Here is a 15,741-nt window from a genome sequence, read left to right on the forward strand (position 1 = left end):
AGAGTTATAATTTTTCTACTTCTTCCAAAAGTGCGTCAACGAGTTTATCTTCCGGAACTTTGCGAAGAATTTCGCCTTTTTTGAATACAAGACCGCAACCGTCACCGCCTGCGATGCCGATATCAGCTTCTCTTGCTTCTCCCGGACCGTTTACAACGCAACCCATTACCGCTACTTTGATATTCTTTTTGCAGTTTCTGAGCTTATCTTCAACCTCGTTTGCAATCTTAACAAGGTCAATTCTTGTTCTTCCGCAAGTCGGACATGAAACAAATTGAACTCCGTCTTTCTCAATGTCAAGAGCCTTGAGAATATCGTGAGCGGCATAAACTTCCTTTACAGGATCGGCTGTGAGAGAAACTCTGATTGTATCACCGATACCATGGAGGAGCAATGCACCGATTCCGGCAGAAGATTTGATAATACCCATTCTTTCTGTTCCTGCCTCTGTAACACCGAGGTGAAGCGGATAGTCACACCTTTCTGCGGCAAGCTCATAGGCTTTAATCATTGTGGAAACAGTTGAACTTTTCATTGAAAGAACAATATCGTTGAAATCAAATTTTTCAAGAAGTGAAGCATGATACAAGGCACTGTCGCAGAGAGCCTCGGGCGTGGGATGACCGTATTTCGCAAGGATTTCCTTTTCAAGCGAGCCTGAATTAACACCGATTCTAATCGGAATGCCACGCTGTCTGCAAGCGTCTGCCACAGCCTTTACCCTATCATCTGATCCGATGTTACCCGGATTAATGCGGATTTTGTCGATGCCTGCCGCACATGCCTCAAGCGCAAGCTTATAGTCAAAATGGATATCGGCTACAATCGGGACGCTTACAGCCTCTTTGAGGGCAGGAATAAGCTTTACTGCATCTTTATTAGGAATAGCTGCACGAATAATTTCGCAACCGCCCTCTTCAAGCTCTTTTGCCTGTCTTACAGAACCCTCAATATCGGTTGAGGGAATGTTGAGCATTGACTGAACGCTTACTTTAGCACCGCCGCCAATTTTTACATTGCCGGCAGTTACCTGAATTTTACTTCCCATAAAATTTCCTCCGTTTGTCTACATTCCGGGGAATGTTCCCGTTACAAGCTGGAACACATCTTTCACCGAAATAATAAGCATAAATGCAAGCAACAGAACAAGACCGACTGTATTCACAATCTGTTCTGCCTTTCTCGGAATCGGCTTTTTGAATATCCATTCAATCAGCAAAAATAAGAATCTTCCGCCGTCAAGCGCTGGGAACGGCAGCATATTTACAATTCCGAGGTTTACCGTAATGAGAATCATTACGAAAAGAATGTTATTGACTGCATCTCCGAAGCCTGTTTGAAGTCCCATTGATGCAACCTGAGTGACAGCTGTAGCAATACCAACAGGACCTGACATATCGTTGAATGTAAATCTGCCCTGAACAAGCCACACCAGAGATGTCCACACGGTTTTTGCCATTGAACAGGTCTGTGTGAATGTTTCACCAAGAACAGTACCGACATTTTTCTCTATCGGTTCAACTGCAAAGTCAAACGCAACAGTAGGTTTGTTTTCCTTTTCGGCATCTTCATCAGCGTAATAGGTGAAAAACTGTACATTTTCAAGTGTTATTTCTTTGCCGTCACGAACAACTTTTACATCACCCATAAATCTCGGTCTTGATGTAGTTGTGTCTATTTCGGGTGTTTTATACTTTGACATATCATATGATTTGTCAAGTGCATAAATTGACTTGCAAGTTTCGTCAAGAAGTTCTTTAGCCTCGTCTTTGCTTGCAGCCTTATTTATTTTTGAACAACCCTCAGAAAGAGCATTGTAGTATTTTTGAAGTTCATCCTTTGAAAGAGACTCGTCTTTTGCATACTTATTATATACACCGCAAGCGGCAGATGTTGCTCTTTCTTTGTATACCTCAAGTGTATTGCCTTCTACTGTTTCATATGGAAGAGTTGAGATTGCAAACTGCAAATCTCGTGAATTCCAAATCGAATAACCGTTCACTTCAACAATTTTATCCCCTGTTTGTAAACCTGTGTTTGCAGTAAATGCATTGGGTTGAAACTGAGATATTGTAGTTGAACTGTAGCTGTCAGCCTGAACGGTAAAGGCAAACATCATAATAAAGCCGAGAAGAATATTCATAACCGCACCTGCGATTATGATAATCATTCTCTTCCAAACTTTTGCGTTATTAAAAGCACCTTTTTCTTCACTGTCTTCATCCTCTCCTTCCATGGCACAATAACCGCCTATAGGAAAAAGACGAAGCGAGTACCTTGTTTCGCCTTTAACAAAACTGATTATTTTCGGTCCCATTCCGAGCGCAAATTCATTTACCTTTACACCCGAAAGCTTTGCGGTAATAAAATGGCCGAATTCGTGAGAAAAAATTATAAGCTCAAAAAGTAATATTCCTATCACTATAAGAGCCGCAACTGTTAAAATTTGCATTAAAATAAATCAACTCCAAAATATTCATTGCCGTCGCAAAGACAGCAGTGGAAAATATTACCGCAAATTATAGCTTAGAGAGTACATACTCTCTTGCAAGTTTGTCTGCCTTTAACACATCATCAACGCATAAAGGCTCAAAATTGTCTATGTTATCAATTGCACCCATAACAAGGTCACCGATTTCAAGAAAAGTGACTTTACCTTCTCTGAAAAGACGGTTAGCCTCCTCATTAGCACCGTTGGCAATCGCTGTTGCAACGCCTCCGAGTGAAAGAGCTTTTTTACAGGCTCTCAGACATTTGAAAGTATCATAATCAGGTTCAAAGAAAGTCATTTTGCCGATTTGAGCAAGACTTAATTCGCCGACAGGTGACTCATATCTTTCCGGGTATGTAATTGCGTACTGTATCGGAATCCTCATATCGGGAAGTCCGAGCTGTGCAATTACGGAATTATCTACATATTCTATGAGAGAATGTATGATACTTTCACGATGAACAACAACATCAATGTTTTCGGGCTGAACATCAAAAAGCCATCTCGCCTCAATGATTTCAAGACCTTTGTTCATCATTGTAGCAGAGTCGATGGTTATTTTTGCACCCATACTCCAATTTGGATGATTGAGAGCCTCATTAACTGTTACATTTTTTAAGTCTTCGACTGTTTTGCCAAAGAACGGGCCGCCGGATGCTGTAAGAATGAGCTTTTTAAGCATTTTCTTTTCTGGCATTCCCTGCAGGCATTGGAAAATAGCGGAATGTTCACTGTCAACGGGAAGAAGCTTTACACCGTTCTTCTTTACCGCATCACATACAAGCTTACCGCCTGTTACAAGCGTTTCCTTGTTTGCAAAAGCAATATCTTTTTTAGCGTTTGCCGCTGCAAGTGTAGGCTTTAAGCCGACCATTCCGACAACCGAATTTACAACAAGGTCGGCATTCTCAAGCGTTGCCGCCTCAATAAGTCCGTCCATACCGCTTAAAACACGGGTGTTTGTATCTTTTATATTATCTTTGAATTCTTTGGCTTTTTCTTCGTTAAAAACTACTGCAAGTTCAGGTTTGTATTTTCTTACCTGTTCTTCAAGCAGCTTTATATTTGTTGACGCCGTGAGTGCGGAAACTTTTAAATTAAGTTTATCTGCAACATCAAGCGTCTGAGTTCCGATTGAACCCGTTGATCCGAGAATTGAAAGTGAATTTACCATTTTAGTTTACCCCACTGTTATGAAAGGTATGAATTGATTGATTGCCACAAGAACAGGGGCAGTAAATATTATGCTGTCAAACCTGTCAAGCATTCCGCCGTGACCGGGAAAAATTGAACCGTAGTCCTTGATTCCGTAATTTCTTTTGATAAGTGAAAAGCTTAAATCACCGAGAATTGAAACAGGAGCGTCAATTACACCGAGAAGAATCAATGCCCAGAAATTAATGTTAGCATCAGGCATAACACAAAAATGAAATATAAGGCCTATAATTACTGCTGTGAGGTCGCAGAAAAGTATTCCGCCGATTGCGCCCTCAACAGTCTTCTTAGGGCTGATTTTCGGGCAAAGTTTGTGCTTGCCGAACGATGCTCCGATAAAAAAGCCGCCTGCGTCTGCCATCCACGGTAATGCGAAAATACATATATAGCAGAAAGTAATTGATACAGATGATGCACAGGCAATCGGTACGGCACTCATTCCAAAAGAAATTAAAAAAGTTCCGAACACTGAATATGCAACATCGGCATAGTTTGTCTTTTCGTGTTTAAAAATCATTACGGCAAAGACTGTCAGTATAAAAGCAAAAATCAAAACATACAGATACTTTGTCGTAACTAAAACCGAAAGCAGAAAAGTAAACAGCATACAAGGTATTGAAAGGTGAAATTTATAAAGCATCTTTCTTGCATGAAGGTACTCACCTGTCATAAATGCCGATAATACTCCTATGACTATGCCTACAAATGGGTGCCAAAGTTCCGAAACAAACAGAACGATCAGCAGTATTGGTATTCCTATTACGGCTGTCAGCAGCCGTGGCTTGAGGGATTTCATTTTATATCAACTCTCATCAGACTCCACCGTATCTTCTGTTTCTGGAGGAGTATATTTTTAACGCTTCGTCAAGGTCCGATTTCTGAAAATCAGGCCAAAGCTTGTTCATTATAACAAATTCCGTGTAGGCTGACTGCCACAAAAGGAAATTTGAAATTCTATATTCACCGCTCGGCCTGATAATAAGGTCGGGATCGGGCTGACCTGCGGTATAAAGATAATTTGAAAAAAGATTTTCTGTTATGTCATCGGAAGAAATTTTTCCGTTTCTGACATCTTCGGAAATGTTTCTGACGGCTCTGACAATTTCGTCACGACTGCCGTAATTCATAGCTATATTGAGAACCATACCGTCACGGTCTTTTGAACTCTCCTCGTTTTCAATCATAAGCTCACGAAGCTCGTCATTAAAACCCGACTTGTCACCGATGAATTTTACCACAATACTGTCATCCTTAAAATCTTCAAGTGCTTCATTAAGATATGATTTAAAGAGCGACATAAGCGCGTCAACTTCCTCCTGCGGTCTTTTCCAGTTTTCGGTTGAAAAAGCATATACGGTAAGGTACTTTATTCCGATATCGGAACAGTATCTTGTTATTGTTCTGAAAGTTTTAGCACCCTGACGGTGACCAGCTTTTCTCGGAAGTCCTCTTTTCTTTGCCCAACGGCCGTTGCCGTCCATAATAATTCCGATATGTGAAGGCAGATTGAGGTCTGTAACCTCAATCTGCTCATCTTTTTTCTTTGAGAAAAAAGCCATATTACATCTCCAAAATTTCTTTCTGCTTAACTGCAGAAACGCTCTCAACTTCTTTGACATACTTATCTGTAAGATCCTGAGCTTTCTTTTCTCCCTGCTTGAGATCGTCCTCTGTAAGCTCGCCGTCCTTCTTCATAGCTTTAAGCTTGTCGATAAGTTCACGGCGGACATTACGAATCTGAATCTTTGTTTCCTCAGCAATCTTCTGAACATCTTTTACGATTTCTTTTCTTCTGTCCTCTGTGAGAGGCGGGAAAATAAGACGAATAATCTTACCGTCATTCTGTGGGTTGATGCCGATATCGGAAGTCTGGATAGCCTTTTCAATCTGTCTTAATACAGACGCATCCCATGGCTGAATGGTAAGAGTTCTTGCCTCTGTAACAGATACTGCGGCAAGCTGGTTTACGGGTGTGGGTGCGCCGTAATAGTCAACCTTTACCTTATCAAGAACTGCGGGATTTGCTCTGCCTGCTCTGATTTCTGAAAATTCCGTGCGCATATGCTCAAGTCGTCTGTCCATACTTTCGCCGGCTTTTTTTAACTGTGTCTGCATATTTATGCCTCCTGTGTAATAATTATTGTTAAAAAGTCAGTAAAAAATTCAAATTAATTGTTGGCTGTTACGATTGTACCGATGTTTTCACCGCATACAGCTTTGTAGATATTTTCGGGATCTTCAATACTGAATACAAGAATCGGAAGATTGTTGTCCTTGCAAAGCGATGCCGCTGTGCTGTCCATAACAGCGAGATCCTTGTTGAGAACATCATGGAAAGAAATTGTATCGTATTTCTTTGCATTCGGGTTTTTCTTGGGATCGCTGTCATATACACCGTCAACCATAGTAGCCTTCATTACGATATCAGCCTCAATTTCTGCCGCACGAAGAGCCGCTGCTGTGTCTGTGCTGAAGAACGGGTTGCCTGTTCCGCAACCGAATACTACTACTCTGCCCTTCTGAAGGTGAAGAACTGCTTTATTTCTGATGTACGGCTCTGCAATCTGATGCATAGCGATAGCTGTCTGAACACGAACATTAACTCCAAGCTGTTCGAGTGCATCACAAACACCGAGTGCATTGATTGTTGTTGCAAGCATACCCATATGGTCGGCTCTTGTTCTGTCCATTTCACCTGAGCTTCTGCCACGCCAGAAGTTGCCGCCGCCTACTACGATGCCGACTTCTACGCCTGCGTCAACACATTCTTTAATAGGCTTGCAGATTTTGAGAACAGTTTCAAAATCAATTCCGTGTTTCATTTCGCCTGCAAGTGATTCGCCTGAAAGTTTTAATAATACTCTTTTATATTTCGGTTTCATACATAACACCCCATGGTAATTTATAATTACTAATATAATACAATATCTTGTAGGGTTTGTAAAGGTTTAGTGGCAGTTTTTTGAATAAATAACCGAAAGCTGAATGGTTATGTCATATGAAATGCTAAAAAATTATTAAAAATGACCGTAAATGCACTGTATGTGCTAACTCTTCACTGTAAATCCGTTGACAACAAATCTTGCCATACGATACAATTATATATATGAAAAACAACACCTTTTATTAAGAAAAACAGGTCAAAAAAATAACGCTGAACCTAAAATAAAGTTCAGCGTTTGTGGCGGAGAGAAGGGGATTCGAACCCCTGATACGGTGTTCACCGTATACATGATTTCCAATCATGCTCCTTCGGCCAGCTCGGACATCTCTCCAAACGACCTGTTTATTATATCAAATGAAATCAGAAAAATCAAGTGAGATTTTGAAATATTTTAATTTTATGTGGCGAACTATGAAAAAACTATTTTCTATTATTTTAATTTTGGTAGCTTTATTGCAAATATCTTTAACAAGTGCATTTGCAACCGCAAGCGTAAGTTTTGAAATGCAGAATGCAGATATGAAGCCAAACAGACTGTTCAGTGTTGCACTTTCCGCAAATTCCGCCAATCGACTTTCTGCCGCAACATTTGAATTTACATATGACCCCGATTATATCGAATTCAGAAAGGTTAAAGCAGTGAATAACGGCTCAAAAATTCAGGTCAACAAGAAAAGCGGCAAGGTTAAAGTTGTTTTTCTTAATTCTGAAGGACAAAATATTTCGGGCGGAAGTGATGTCTTAACGCTTGATTTCAAAACAATAAAAGAAGGTACTGCGTATATTGACTACACGGTGAATCAATGTGTTGATTCCGATGTGAACTTTATGGATGTTGGAAGTTGCACTGCATCGTGTATCAGAATATATAAAAATGCATCGGGAACGGTTAGCGGCGGAAGTTCCTCGTCAAGCAATAAAAACAGCACGCAAGCTACAGGAAAGGGCGGTAAAAGTAAACACCCGACCGAGCCTACAACTGTTAATGCCTCAAATGACGAATATATTGATTACAATCCCATTAAAGATAAGCAAATAAAATTTTTCCTTGCCGGCATGGGCATAACTGCGGGATGCTTAGCTATATTAGCTGTTGCATATGCAATCGGTAAAAAATCAGCTCAGAAGAAAGCTGAAAAAGAGAAAAATCACAACGACAATACTCTTGAAAACAAGACTTCCGATGATTGATTCGGAAGTCTTTTACTTTGCCTTTCTTCCCTGCGTGATATTACGCTTTGCAAATTCACGGTTGATTGAGTTTAAAACACGCTTTTTGTCGGCACTCCACATGGGTGCAACGAGCAGTTTTTTATCCCCGTCACCTGTTAAACGGTGAATTACAACATTTTCAGGCAACACTTCAACGCAATCGCAAAGAATATCAGTATAATCTTCCATTGAAAGCACATCAAATTTTCCACTTTGATAGTCATCACACAAGTCTGTGTTTTTTAAAACATGCAACAATTGCAGTTTGATTCCATCGGTTTTACTGCCTGCATATTTTACAGATTCAAGCATCATTTCTTTAGATTCGTTCGGAAGTCCCAAAATAATGTGTGTAATTACATTGATTCCGATTTTATGAAGATTTTCTGTAGCTGAGTCATAAACGGAGAGCGGATACATTCTTCTTATATAATCTGCCGATTTTTCATGAATGGTCTGCAATCCGAGTTCTACCCAGACAGGTTTTATCTTGTTCAGTTTTTCAAGAAGACCTAACACATTATTTCCCAGGCAATCGGGACGGGTTGCAATTGAAAGGGCAACAATGTCGGGTTCTGAAATTGCATCTGTAAATATTTTTTCAAGATATTCAACAGGCGCATAGGTATTTGTGAACGGCTGAAAGTATGCAATAAACTTTTTACAGTCGGATTTCTTTTTTATTCGCAGTTTAGCCTGATCGATTTGTCCGTGAACAGGAAGAAGTGCATCGGAGGCAAATTCTCCGGAGCCTCCCCTGCTGCAAAAAATACAACCCCTTGTTCCGAGGGTTCCGTCACGATTCGGACAGGTCATATTACCGTTCAGCGAAATTTTGTACACCTTTTCACCGAATGTATTTTTGAGATACTTATTAAGGGAGTAGTAATTCATAATAAAACACCTGATAAATTAAAAAGGTCGGCAGAAAAGCCGACCTTTGTGTCTTTCGACATATTAGAGAGGAAATCTATGAAAAGTTCTTGTAAGCATTATCTATGTGAAGTTAAAGTGTTTTTTGTTTATCTTTAACTTACAAGCATATAATAACTGTCTTATGTGACAGAAAATTGAACGCTTGTGTAAAGTAATGTGAAAGTTTAAAAAGATTATGAGAACTTTTTGATATATTCAAGAAACTTTGCATAGAGCTTGTCCTCAAGCTCTTCAAGAGTATCATCTATACCGCCGTTAAAAAACAGTTTATTGTGCTTTGAAAGTGAAAGGTATGCACCAATCATACTCTTTCTGACTTCATCCTGCAAATCCTCTCCGAGTTCATTGCCGCAGGAAAGTCCGAGAAAGATATTGCCGTCAACAAGCTGTGACGCAACAGCTGCATTTTTCAATTCAAAAGAATTGAATTTGCCAAGTCCGGTTGCAAATTCACGGAGCGAGAACTCCTCTTCACCTTTATTGTATTCTTTTTGTTTTTCTGAAATTTCATTTTCACATACTTCAAGCGAAAAGTTTCCGCCGGTAATATATTCGTGCATATAATCCGGATTTGTAGCAAGGACATTGTAAAGTCGCATTGAGTTCACGGCTGTTTCAAGACAGGAAAATGATGCAAACTGCATATTGCTGTCATTCAGCTTGATGAAGCTGTACATATTTTGAAAAACAGACTTGTTGACTACAAGCAAAACAAGTCTTTCGCTTTCACGCACATCTGACAAAAGAGGACTCGTTAGATACGACATGGTAAATTTATACGACTTATTTACATAGTCACTCAATAAATCCAAAAATCCGTTTAAAAAATCATTTTCTCGTATTGTAAATTCAAACATATATTCACCTATCTAAACAATTCCATATCTGCGTTATAGAGGTCATTTCTTGTGATGTCGATATCACAGGAAACCAAAAAACGGTTTTCAAAAGCCGATATAAGCAGATTCGGATTCACATTATCGGAGCTGCCTGCCGACAAAACAACATCAAGTTCTGCAAAGTCGAACTTCTCGGTTACTTCAAAGCTCTTTATACCCTGTTTTATGTCAACGGTTTTTATGCCTTTTTTAGATTTCTTTTCAACTTCAATACTTTCGCTTGTCAGCAGTTCATTGAGTTGCTCGCATACTGTACGGGAGTTTTCACCGTCACAGGAAATCTTGATTGTAAACGATGCAAAGGCAATCTTTCCGGCTTTCATAACGGGTTCCGTTACATCAAACACACGAAGTCCTCTGGGCAGACAACCGTTAAGCCTTGAGATGATTTCTTCAAACGGAAAGCTTTCATCCTCAAGCTTGACATCCATACATTCGTTTACACCTCGGAAACCAAGCGAAAGCGGCAACGGAAATGTTGCAAACGGATGCGGGTTAAATCCTTCTGTATGCCAGATAGGGATTTTGCTCTTGTGCAATGCACGGAGCATACATCGATTGAGATCAAGGTGCGAAATATAGCGACATTCAAAATCTTTTTTAAACCATATTCTTACGCTTTTCAAAACACACACCCTTTCCGTATTTAGCCGCACCGCAGTTGTTGCATTTCAGTCTGCAATGCGGTGTTGTTGTATCTGCGTACGCTTTTTTACATTCTCTGATAAGGAAATCCTTAGTTACACCGTAGTCAATATGATCCCACGGAAGAATTTCATCAAAACTTCTGTGTCTGTTTGCATAAAATGACGGATCAACACCGCATTCATCAAAGAGTTCAAGCCACTTTTCAAGGCTGAAACAATCATTCCAACCGTCAAAATGAAAGCCTCTTTCACATGCAAGCTCCATAACCTTACAAAGTTTTCTGTCACCCCTTGCAAATACTGCCTCAAGGTAGCTTGTATCGGCATCGTGATAGTTAAACTGAATTTTTCTTGTTGTAATACTGTCCTTGATGTGCTGTTGCTTTTCATGAAGAACAGGGATTGTATCCTGCGGTTCCCATTGAAACGGTGTGAACGGTTTTGGTACAAAAGAGGATGCAGACACGGTTACACGCACCGACTTGCCCTTTGGCTTTTCGGGACATTTGTAATATGCATCAACTACAGACTGACCAAGGCCGGCAATTGCGGCTACATCATCCATTGTTTCGGTAGGCAGACCAATCATAAAATAGAGTTTTACCGTAGTCCAGCCGCCTGCAAAAGCAGTTGTGCAAGTCTGCAAAAGTTCATCTTCACGAACATTTTTATTGATAACATCACGCATACGCTGACTGCCTGCCTCCGGAGCAAAGGTAAGTCCGCTCTTGCGTACGGTTTTAATCTTATTCATAATGTCATCTGTAAAGCCGTCAACACGCAGTGAGGGAAGTGAAATGCTGACTTTTTCGTCTTTGCTCCACTCATTTAGCTTGTCAAGCAACGGTACAATCTGACTGTAGTCACTTGAACTGAGTGAAGATAACGAAACTTCATCGTAACCCGTGTTATCACATAATGCTCTGCATTGTTTATTTATAGTTTCGGGAGATTTTTCACGGACGGGACGGTAAATCATGCCCGCCTGACAGAAACGACAGCCTCTTATACAGCCACGGAAAATTTCCTGAACCGCTCTGTCATGAACTATCTCAACGAGCGGAACTACAAAATTATCAGGATAGAACGACTTGTCCATATCAAGCATAATACGCTTGTGGATTTTAGCGGGAGCATCTCCTTTTGGAGTGAATGACTTGATTGTGCCATCCTCGTTATATGTTACATCATAAAGTGCAGGAACATATACACCCTCAATTTTAGATGAGAGTTCAAGAAACTCCTGTTTTGATTTACCCTCGGCTCTGCACTTCCTGAAAAGCTCAATAACCTCAAGGTCAACCTCTTCACCCTCACCGATAAAGAAAATATCGACAAAGTCTGCAATCGGCTCGGGGTTGCAGGCACACGGTCCGCCTGCAACTACTATGTTTTTAAGTTCTTTTCTGTCACAGCTTTTAATCGGCACACCCGAAAGCCTGAGCATATTGAGCATATTTGTAAAGCTGAGTTCATACTGGAGAGTGAAACCGATAAAGTCAAAATCGGACACGGGATCTCCGCTTTCAAGCGCATAAAGCGGAATATTGTGTTTTATCATCTCTTCTTCCATATCAACCCATGGGGCAAAAACTCTTTCGCACCAAATGTACGGCACAGCGTTCATAAGACTGTAAAGAATTTTCATTCCGAGATGTGACATACCTACTTCATAGGTATCGGGAAAGCAGAAGGCAAATCTGCAATCTACTTTCTTTTTATCCTTGATTACTTCGTTGAGCTCACCGCCGACATATCTTCCCGGCTTTTGAACTTTCAGAAGTAATTTTTCAACTTCTTTGCTGACCATAGAAATCCTCCGTCAGTAGTACCTGTTGTTTTTACATAAAAGTGACGCAATGAGATACGCACACACAAACAACAGCGAAAAATTATATTTTGAATTTAGCAAAACCATAAAGCCGAGTACCGTCAGCGGAAAAAGAATTATAACAGCAGTTATATTTATGATTCTTTCGGCTGATTTTTCCGAGAATTTTCTGCACAGAATAACATACATAAGCTGTCCGCCGTCAAGCGACATAACCGGCAGCATATTAAAAAGTCCCGTGCAAAGGTTCGCCATGGCAATCGGCAATAAAAATTCACTATTACATAAGTATAACAGATAAAACAGAATAAAACAAATGAAATTGACTAAAGGTCCGAAAAAAATTATAAAAATGTTCTGACGGGTTGTGTTTAACTGTCTTGAAGAGTTGGTAATCTTGATTTCAAACAGCGAAATTTTGATTTTATCAGGCGGAGATTTGCAAATGAGCATTGCAAAAAGATGACCACATTCATGAATAATCACAGCCATAACGCAACATAGAAATCCTAAAAATATATTCAGTATCACACATATTGCTCCAAGACAAACGAGTGAATACGAAACCGTAAAATCAATGTTCAGCAGACGAAACTTCATCGCTTGTTGCAGTAAACAGGTTTGATAAATCTATTTTATTATCGCCCGTATCAAAAACAACGGATTTTTCAAGGTTTGAATAGTACCATTCCCGTGTTGCGGCATAGACCTCACCGCCGAATAAATTAAGCAAAAAAGCCGCAAGAGCTATAAGAATACAACACACAAGCTGAATCGTTATCACAAGCTGTTTCGGAGAATTTTTCTTTTCATCACTATTTTCAGCCGATAAAGAGTTCACATCCTCCTCATCTGAATTAAGCTCCTCCGATACCTTCGGATATTCCGAATATGAAACAGATTTCCAGTCATCGTCATATGTAATGGTATTTCTGTTATCATTATTTTCTGTCAAAAAAATCACCTCAATGCAATATATGCAATGAGGTGAACAAATTTAACTGCGTCATTCAATCTTTTGGTCAAGGCTTTTGAAATCGCCTTTTGTAAGGTTGACAAAAAATGCAATTGCAAGCATTAACGAGAAAAATTCCGCAATCGGGAAAGCATACCATACGGCTGTATAATCAAACACCATAGAAAGCACCCACGCAATCGGGAGAATGAGTACAAGCTGACGGCAGAATGACATAATAAGACTGCGCAATCCCTTTCCGACTGCCTGAAAAAGTGTTGTAAAGATAATGCCGGCAGCAGCAGGAATAAAGCAAAGGCTGATGATTCTGAATGCAGGGACACCGATATCCATAATATCCTGTGTGCCGCCAAACATAGCAATAAGCTGTTCGGGGATTGTCCACATAAGAATTGTGCCGACCGCCATAATAATTACGCCAATGATGATGCCGCGCTTTAAAGCGGAATACATTCTCTTTTTCTTTCTTGCACCGTAGTTATAACCGATAATCGGCATTACGCCCTGATTGAGTCCGAAACAAGGCATGAATACAAAGCTCTGTAATTTATAATAGATACCGAGAACAGTAACGGCAGCCTCCGAAACAGCAAGAATTGCATTGAGTCCGATAATCATAACGGAACCTATTGACTGCATAATTACAGACGGAAAGCCTACAACATAGATAGATTTCAATGTGGAACCATTCAATTTGAAATGTTTGAACGAAACTTTAACTTCGTTATTCTTGAAGAAAAGAATGCAAAGGCAGAAAACCATACCGCAGAATTGACCGAATACAGTAGCAATTGCCGCACCGAGAACGCCCATTTCAGGGAAAATTCCTATACCGAAAATCAGGAGCGGGTCAAAAATAATATTTACAATTGCACCGAAAAGCTGGGATAACATCGGGAATATCATATTGCCTGTTGCCTGAAGTGTTTTTTCAACCATAATCTGTACAATTGAAAAGAACGAGAAGCAAAGTACAACCGTCAGATACTGGATTCCGTAATTGAGAATAGCCTCATTCTGCGTGTACATTGCCATAAACGGGCGAACCGCAAAAAGTCCGAGCAATAAAAATATTACATAATTAAAAATACAGGTTACAAGACCGTGCGTTGCTCCGTCGTTTGCCTGAACAAAATTTTTCTCACCTAATTTTCTTGAAACAAACGAGTTTACACCGACTGCCGTACCGACTGCAAACGCAATCAAAAGCATTTGCAGAGGATACGCAAGCGAAGTTGCGGTCAGTCCGTCTGCGTCATAGTTGCCGATAAAAATACTGTCAACAACATTATACATTGCCTGAATTGTCATTGAAAAAATTGCAGGCAGACTCATTGTCAGAATGAGCCTTGTCATCGGCATAGTTCCCATTTTATTTTCATGGGGCTTTACTGAATTTTCCATATTTTCCATACTGATTCCCTTCTTATTCGCATACATATAGTTAGTTGATCTTTCGTATCTTCCTGTAAATCCAAAATGCAACAAGCATTACAGCCGTACCGAGCAACACACCGAAAAAGTCAATCCACATATCGCTCACCTGTCCCGATCTTCCCTCAACCCCAAGTTGGATTGTTTCATCAACAAAACAGGTAAACAGTCCGATTGAAACGATGTAGGGTACAAATTTTATCGGCTTGATTCTGTCAAATGAATAGGCACATGAACAGAGCAATGCTCCCAGAACGGTATATTCCGTAAAATGAGCAAGCTTTCTGATTATGTGGTCCGAAAGATTCGGCTCAATTCCGAATAATTTTAAAATTACTGTGACAAAATCAAGGACGCTTTCACTCTCTTGTGCCGACTCAACTAACGGCATTGAAGAATGAATAAACGCAAATGCAATCACTGACGCGGTCAAAACAAACATAATTATTCTGAATCGCATTGAACAGGAATTCGTTTTCATTAAATCACTCCACAATATATTTTACAGATTATTCAGTCAATGTCAACTTTTGAATAATTATTTATCATAATGTATAAATAAATCAAATTTTAAGGCTTTATTATGGAAGATTTTATCTTGCTCAAATATTGAAAAAAACTTTTAAATCTGTTATACTTATCAGGTATTGGCAAAATATAATTTCTAAGGAGCAAATATGTGGTATTTAATAGTATTTTTTATTTCAATGGTTCCGATAGTAGAAATCAGAGGTGCTGTGCCTGTTGCGGTTGCAAATGACTTAAATCTTTTTTGGACATATGTAATCTGCATTTTAGGCAATATGCTCCCGGTTCCAATTATCTACCTCTTTGCAAGAAAGGTTCTTGTTTGGGGTTCTGACAAGAAGTTTATCGGCAGATTCTTTTCTTTCTGTCTTGAAAAAGGCGAAAAAGGCGGCAGAAAACTTGAGGCAAAAGCAGGCAACGGAATGTTTATTGCACTTATGCTTTTCGTAGGCATTCCTCTTCCCGGCACAGGCGCATGGACAGGAACACTTGCGGCAAGTATTCTTGACCTCGGATTTAAGAAAAGCGTTATAGCCGTTATGTGCGGTGTTGTTATCGCAGGTATTATAATGGGTATCGGTTCGGTACTTGTTGCAAACGGAATCAACTTTATTTTTGCTCCGTAAAT

At 39.8% G+C, this 15,741-nt stretch carries 17 protein-coding genes and 1 tRNA gene; 2 read left to right on the forward strand and 16 right to left on the reverse strand.

The features are described 5' to 3' along the window. Positions 1 to 4 precede the first annotated feature (4 nt). The 8 genes from ispG to WMO31_RS03505 all read right to left on the reverse strand — a co-directional run bounded on the left by ispG (position 5) and on the right by WMO31_RS03505 (position 6,981). A complete protein-coding gene (gene ispG / locus WMO31_RS03470; protein WP_367999205.1) occupies positions 5 to 1,048 on the reverse strand; it encodes a flavodoxin-dependent (E)-4-hydroxy-3-methylbut-2-enyl-diphosphate synthase in 1,044 nt (347 codons plus the stop codon). Between the two features lie 18 nt (positions 1,049 to 1,066). After that, positions 1,067 to 2,452, reverse strand: coding sequence for an RIP metalloprotease RseP (gene rseP / locus WMO31_RS03475; RefSeq protein ID WP_367999206.1), 1,386 nt, complete (start codon positions 2,450 to 2,452; stop codon positions 1,067 to 1,069). A 67-nt stretch (positions 2,453 to 2,519) separates the two neighbouring features. After that, the gene (locus tag WMO31_RS03480) at positions 2,520 to 3,665 is read right to left on the reverse strand and encodes a 1-deoxy-D-xylulose-5-phosphate reductoisomerase (protein ID WP_367999207.1); all 1,146 of its coding nucleotides are present in this window, start codon (positions 3,663 to 3,665) and stop codon (positions 2,520 to 2,522) included. A 6-nt stretch (positions 3,666 to 3,671) separates the two neighbouring features. Further along, positions 3,672 to 4,502 (reverse strand): phosphatidate cytidylyltransferase, encoded by an 831-nt coding sequence (locus tag WMO31_RS03485; RefSeq protein WP_367999208.1) that lies wholly within the window; start codon positions 4,500 to 4,502, stop codon positions 3,672 to 3,674. A 16-nt stretch (positions 4,503 to 4,518) separates the two neighbouring features. Further along, positions 4,519 to 5,265 (reverse strand): undecaprenyl pyrophosphate synthase, encoded by a 747-nt coding sequence (gene uppS / locus WMO31_RS03490; RefSeq protein WP_015523890.1) that lies wholly within the window; start codon positions 5,263 to 5,265, stop codon positions 4,519 to 4,521. A 1-nt stretch (position 5,266) separates the two neighbouring features. After that, entirely contained in the window at positions 5,267 to 5,821 is a 555-nt protein-coding gene (frr, locus tag WMO31_RS03495; protein WP_015523891.1) for a ribosome recycling factor, read from the reverse strand. Positions 5,822 to 5,874: 53 nt separating this feature from the next. After that, positions 5,875 to 6,588 carry a UMP kinase gene (gene pyrH, locus WMO31_RS03500; protein WP_015523892.1) on the reverse strand — a complete coding sequence of 238 codons (714 nt, stop codon included), beginning with the start codon at positions 6,586 to 6,588 and terminating at the stop codon, positions 5,875 to 5,877. Between the two features lie 300 nt (positions 6,589 to 6,888). Beyond that, positions 6,889 to 6,981 (reverse strand) — tRNA-Ser (locus WMO31_RS03505). Between the two features lie 80 nt (positions 6,982 to 7,061). On the opposite strand from WMO31_RS03505, the gene WMO31_RS03510 reads away from it, so the two are divergent. Next, complete coding sequence (locus WMO31_RS03510) at positions 7,062 to 7,841, forward strand: cohesin domain-containing protein (protein WP_367999209.1); 780 nt, start codon at positions 7,062 to 7,064, stop codon at positions 7,839 to 7,841. A 12-nt stretch (positions 7,842 to 7,853) separates the two neighbouring features. Here WMO31_RS03510 and mnmL read toward each other — a convergent pair whose 3' ends face one another. The 8 genes from mnmL to WMO31_RS03550 all read right to left on the reverse strand — a co-directional run bounded on the left by mnmL (position 7,854) and on the right by WMO31_RS03550 (position 15,066). Continuing rightward, a complete protein-coding gene (gene mnmL / locus WMO31_RS03515) occupies positions 7,854 to 8,756 on the reverse strand; it encodes a tRNA modification radical SAM protein MnmL/YtqA (protein WP_367999210.1) in 903 nt (300 codons plus the stop codon). Between the two features lie 215 nt (positions 8,757 to 8,971). Further along, positions 8,972 to 9,655, reverse strand: a complete 684-nt coding sequence (locus WMO31_RS03520; protein WP_367999211.1) for a hypothetical protein — start codon at positions 9,653 to 9,655, stop codon at positions 8,972 to 8,974. A gap of 8 nt (positions 9,656 to 9,663) precedes the next feature. Then, positions 9,664 to 10,323, reverse strand: coding sequence for a TIGR03936 family radical SAM-associated protein (locus WMO31_RS03525; protein WP_293637126.1), 660 nt, complete (start codon positions 10,321 to 10,323; stop codon positions 9,664 to 9,666). After that, on the reverse strand, positions 10,298 to 12,154 hold the full coding sequence (locus tag WMO31_RS03530) for a TIGR03960 family B12-binding radical SAM protein (protein ID WP_117911221.1): 1,857 nt from the start codon (positions 12,152 to 12,154) through the stop codon (positions 10,298 to 10,300). The genes WMO31_RS03525 and WMO31_RS03530 overlap by 26 nt, the downstream gene beginning before the upstream one ends. Before the next feature lie 12 nt (positions 12,155 to 12,166). Next, positions 12,167 to 12,706, reverse strand: coding sequence for a site-2 protease family protein (locus WMO31_RS03535; protein WP_181315152.1), 540 nt, complete (start codon positions 12,704 to 12,706; stop codon positions 12,167 to 12,169). A 43-nt stretch (positions 12,707 to 12,749) separates the two neighbouring features. Beyond that, positions 12,750 to 13,130: a hypothetical protein gene (locus WMO31_RS03540; RefSeq protein WP_303829960.1), complete on the reverse strand. Its 381-nt coding sequence runs from the start codon at positions 13,128 to 13,130 to the stop codon at positions 12,750 to 12,752. Positions 13,131 to 13,181: 51 nt separating this feature from the next. Beyond that, entirely contained in the window at positions 13,182 to 14,564 is a 1,383-nt protein-coding gene (locus WMO31_RS03545) for an MATE family efflux transporter (protein WP_303829958.1), read from the reverse strand. 31 nt (positions 14,565 to 14,595) lie between these two features. Then, entirely contained in the window at positions 14,596 to 15,066 is a 471-nt protein-coding gene (locus WMO31_RS03550; RefSeq protein WP_367999212.1) for a VanZ family protein, read from the reverse strand. A gap of 196 nt (positions 15,067 to 15,262) precedes the next feature. Here WMO31_RS03550 and WMO31_RS03555 point away from each other — a divergent pair, with 196 nt between their 5' ends. Continuing rightward, on the forward strand, positions 15,263 to 15,739 hold the full coding sequence (locus WMO31_RS03555) for a COG2426 family protein (RefSeq protein WP_303829954.1): 477 nt from the start codon (positions 15,263 to 15,265) through the stop codon (positions 15,737 to 15,739). Positions 15,740 to 15,741 lie beyond the last annotated feature (2 nt).

This window comes from Ruminococcoides intestinale, assembly GCF_040095935.1.
In the GTDB taxonomy this organism is placed as follows: Bacteria; Bacillota; Clostridia; order Oscillospirales; family Acutalibacteraceae; genus Ruminococcoides; species Ruminococcoides intestinale.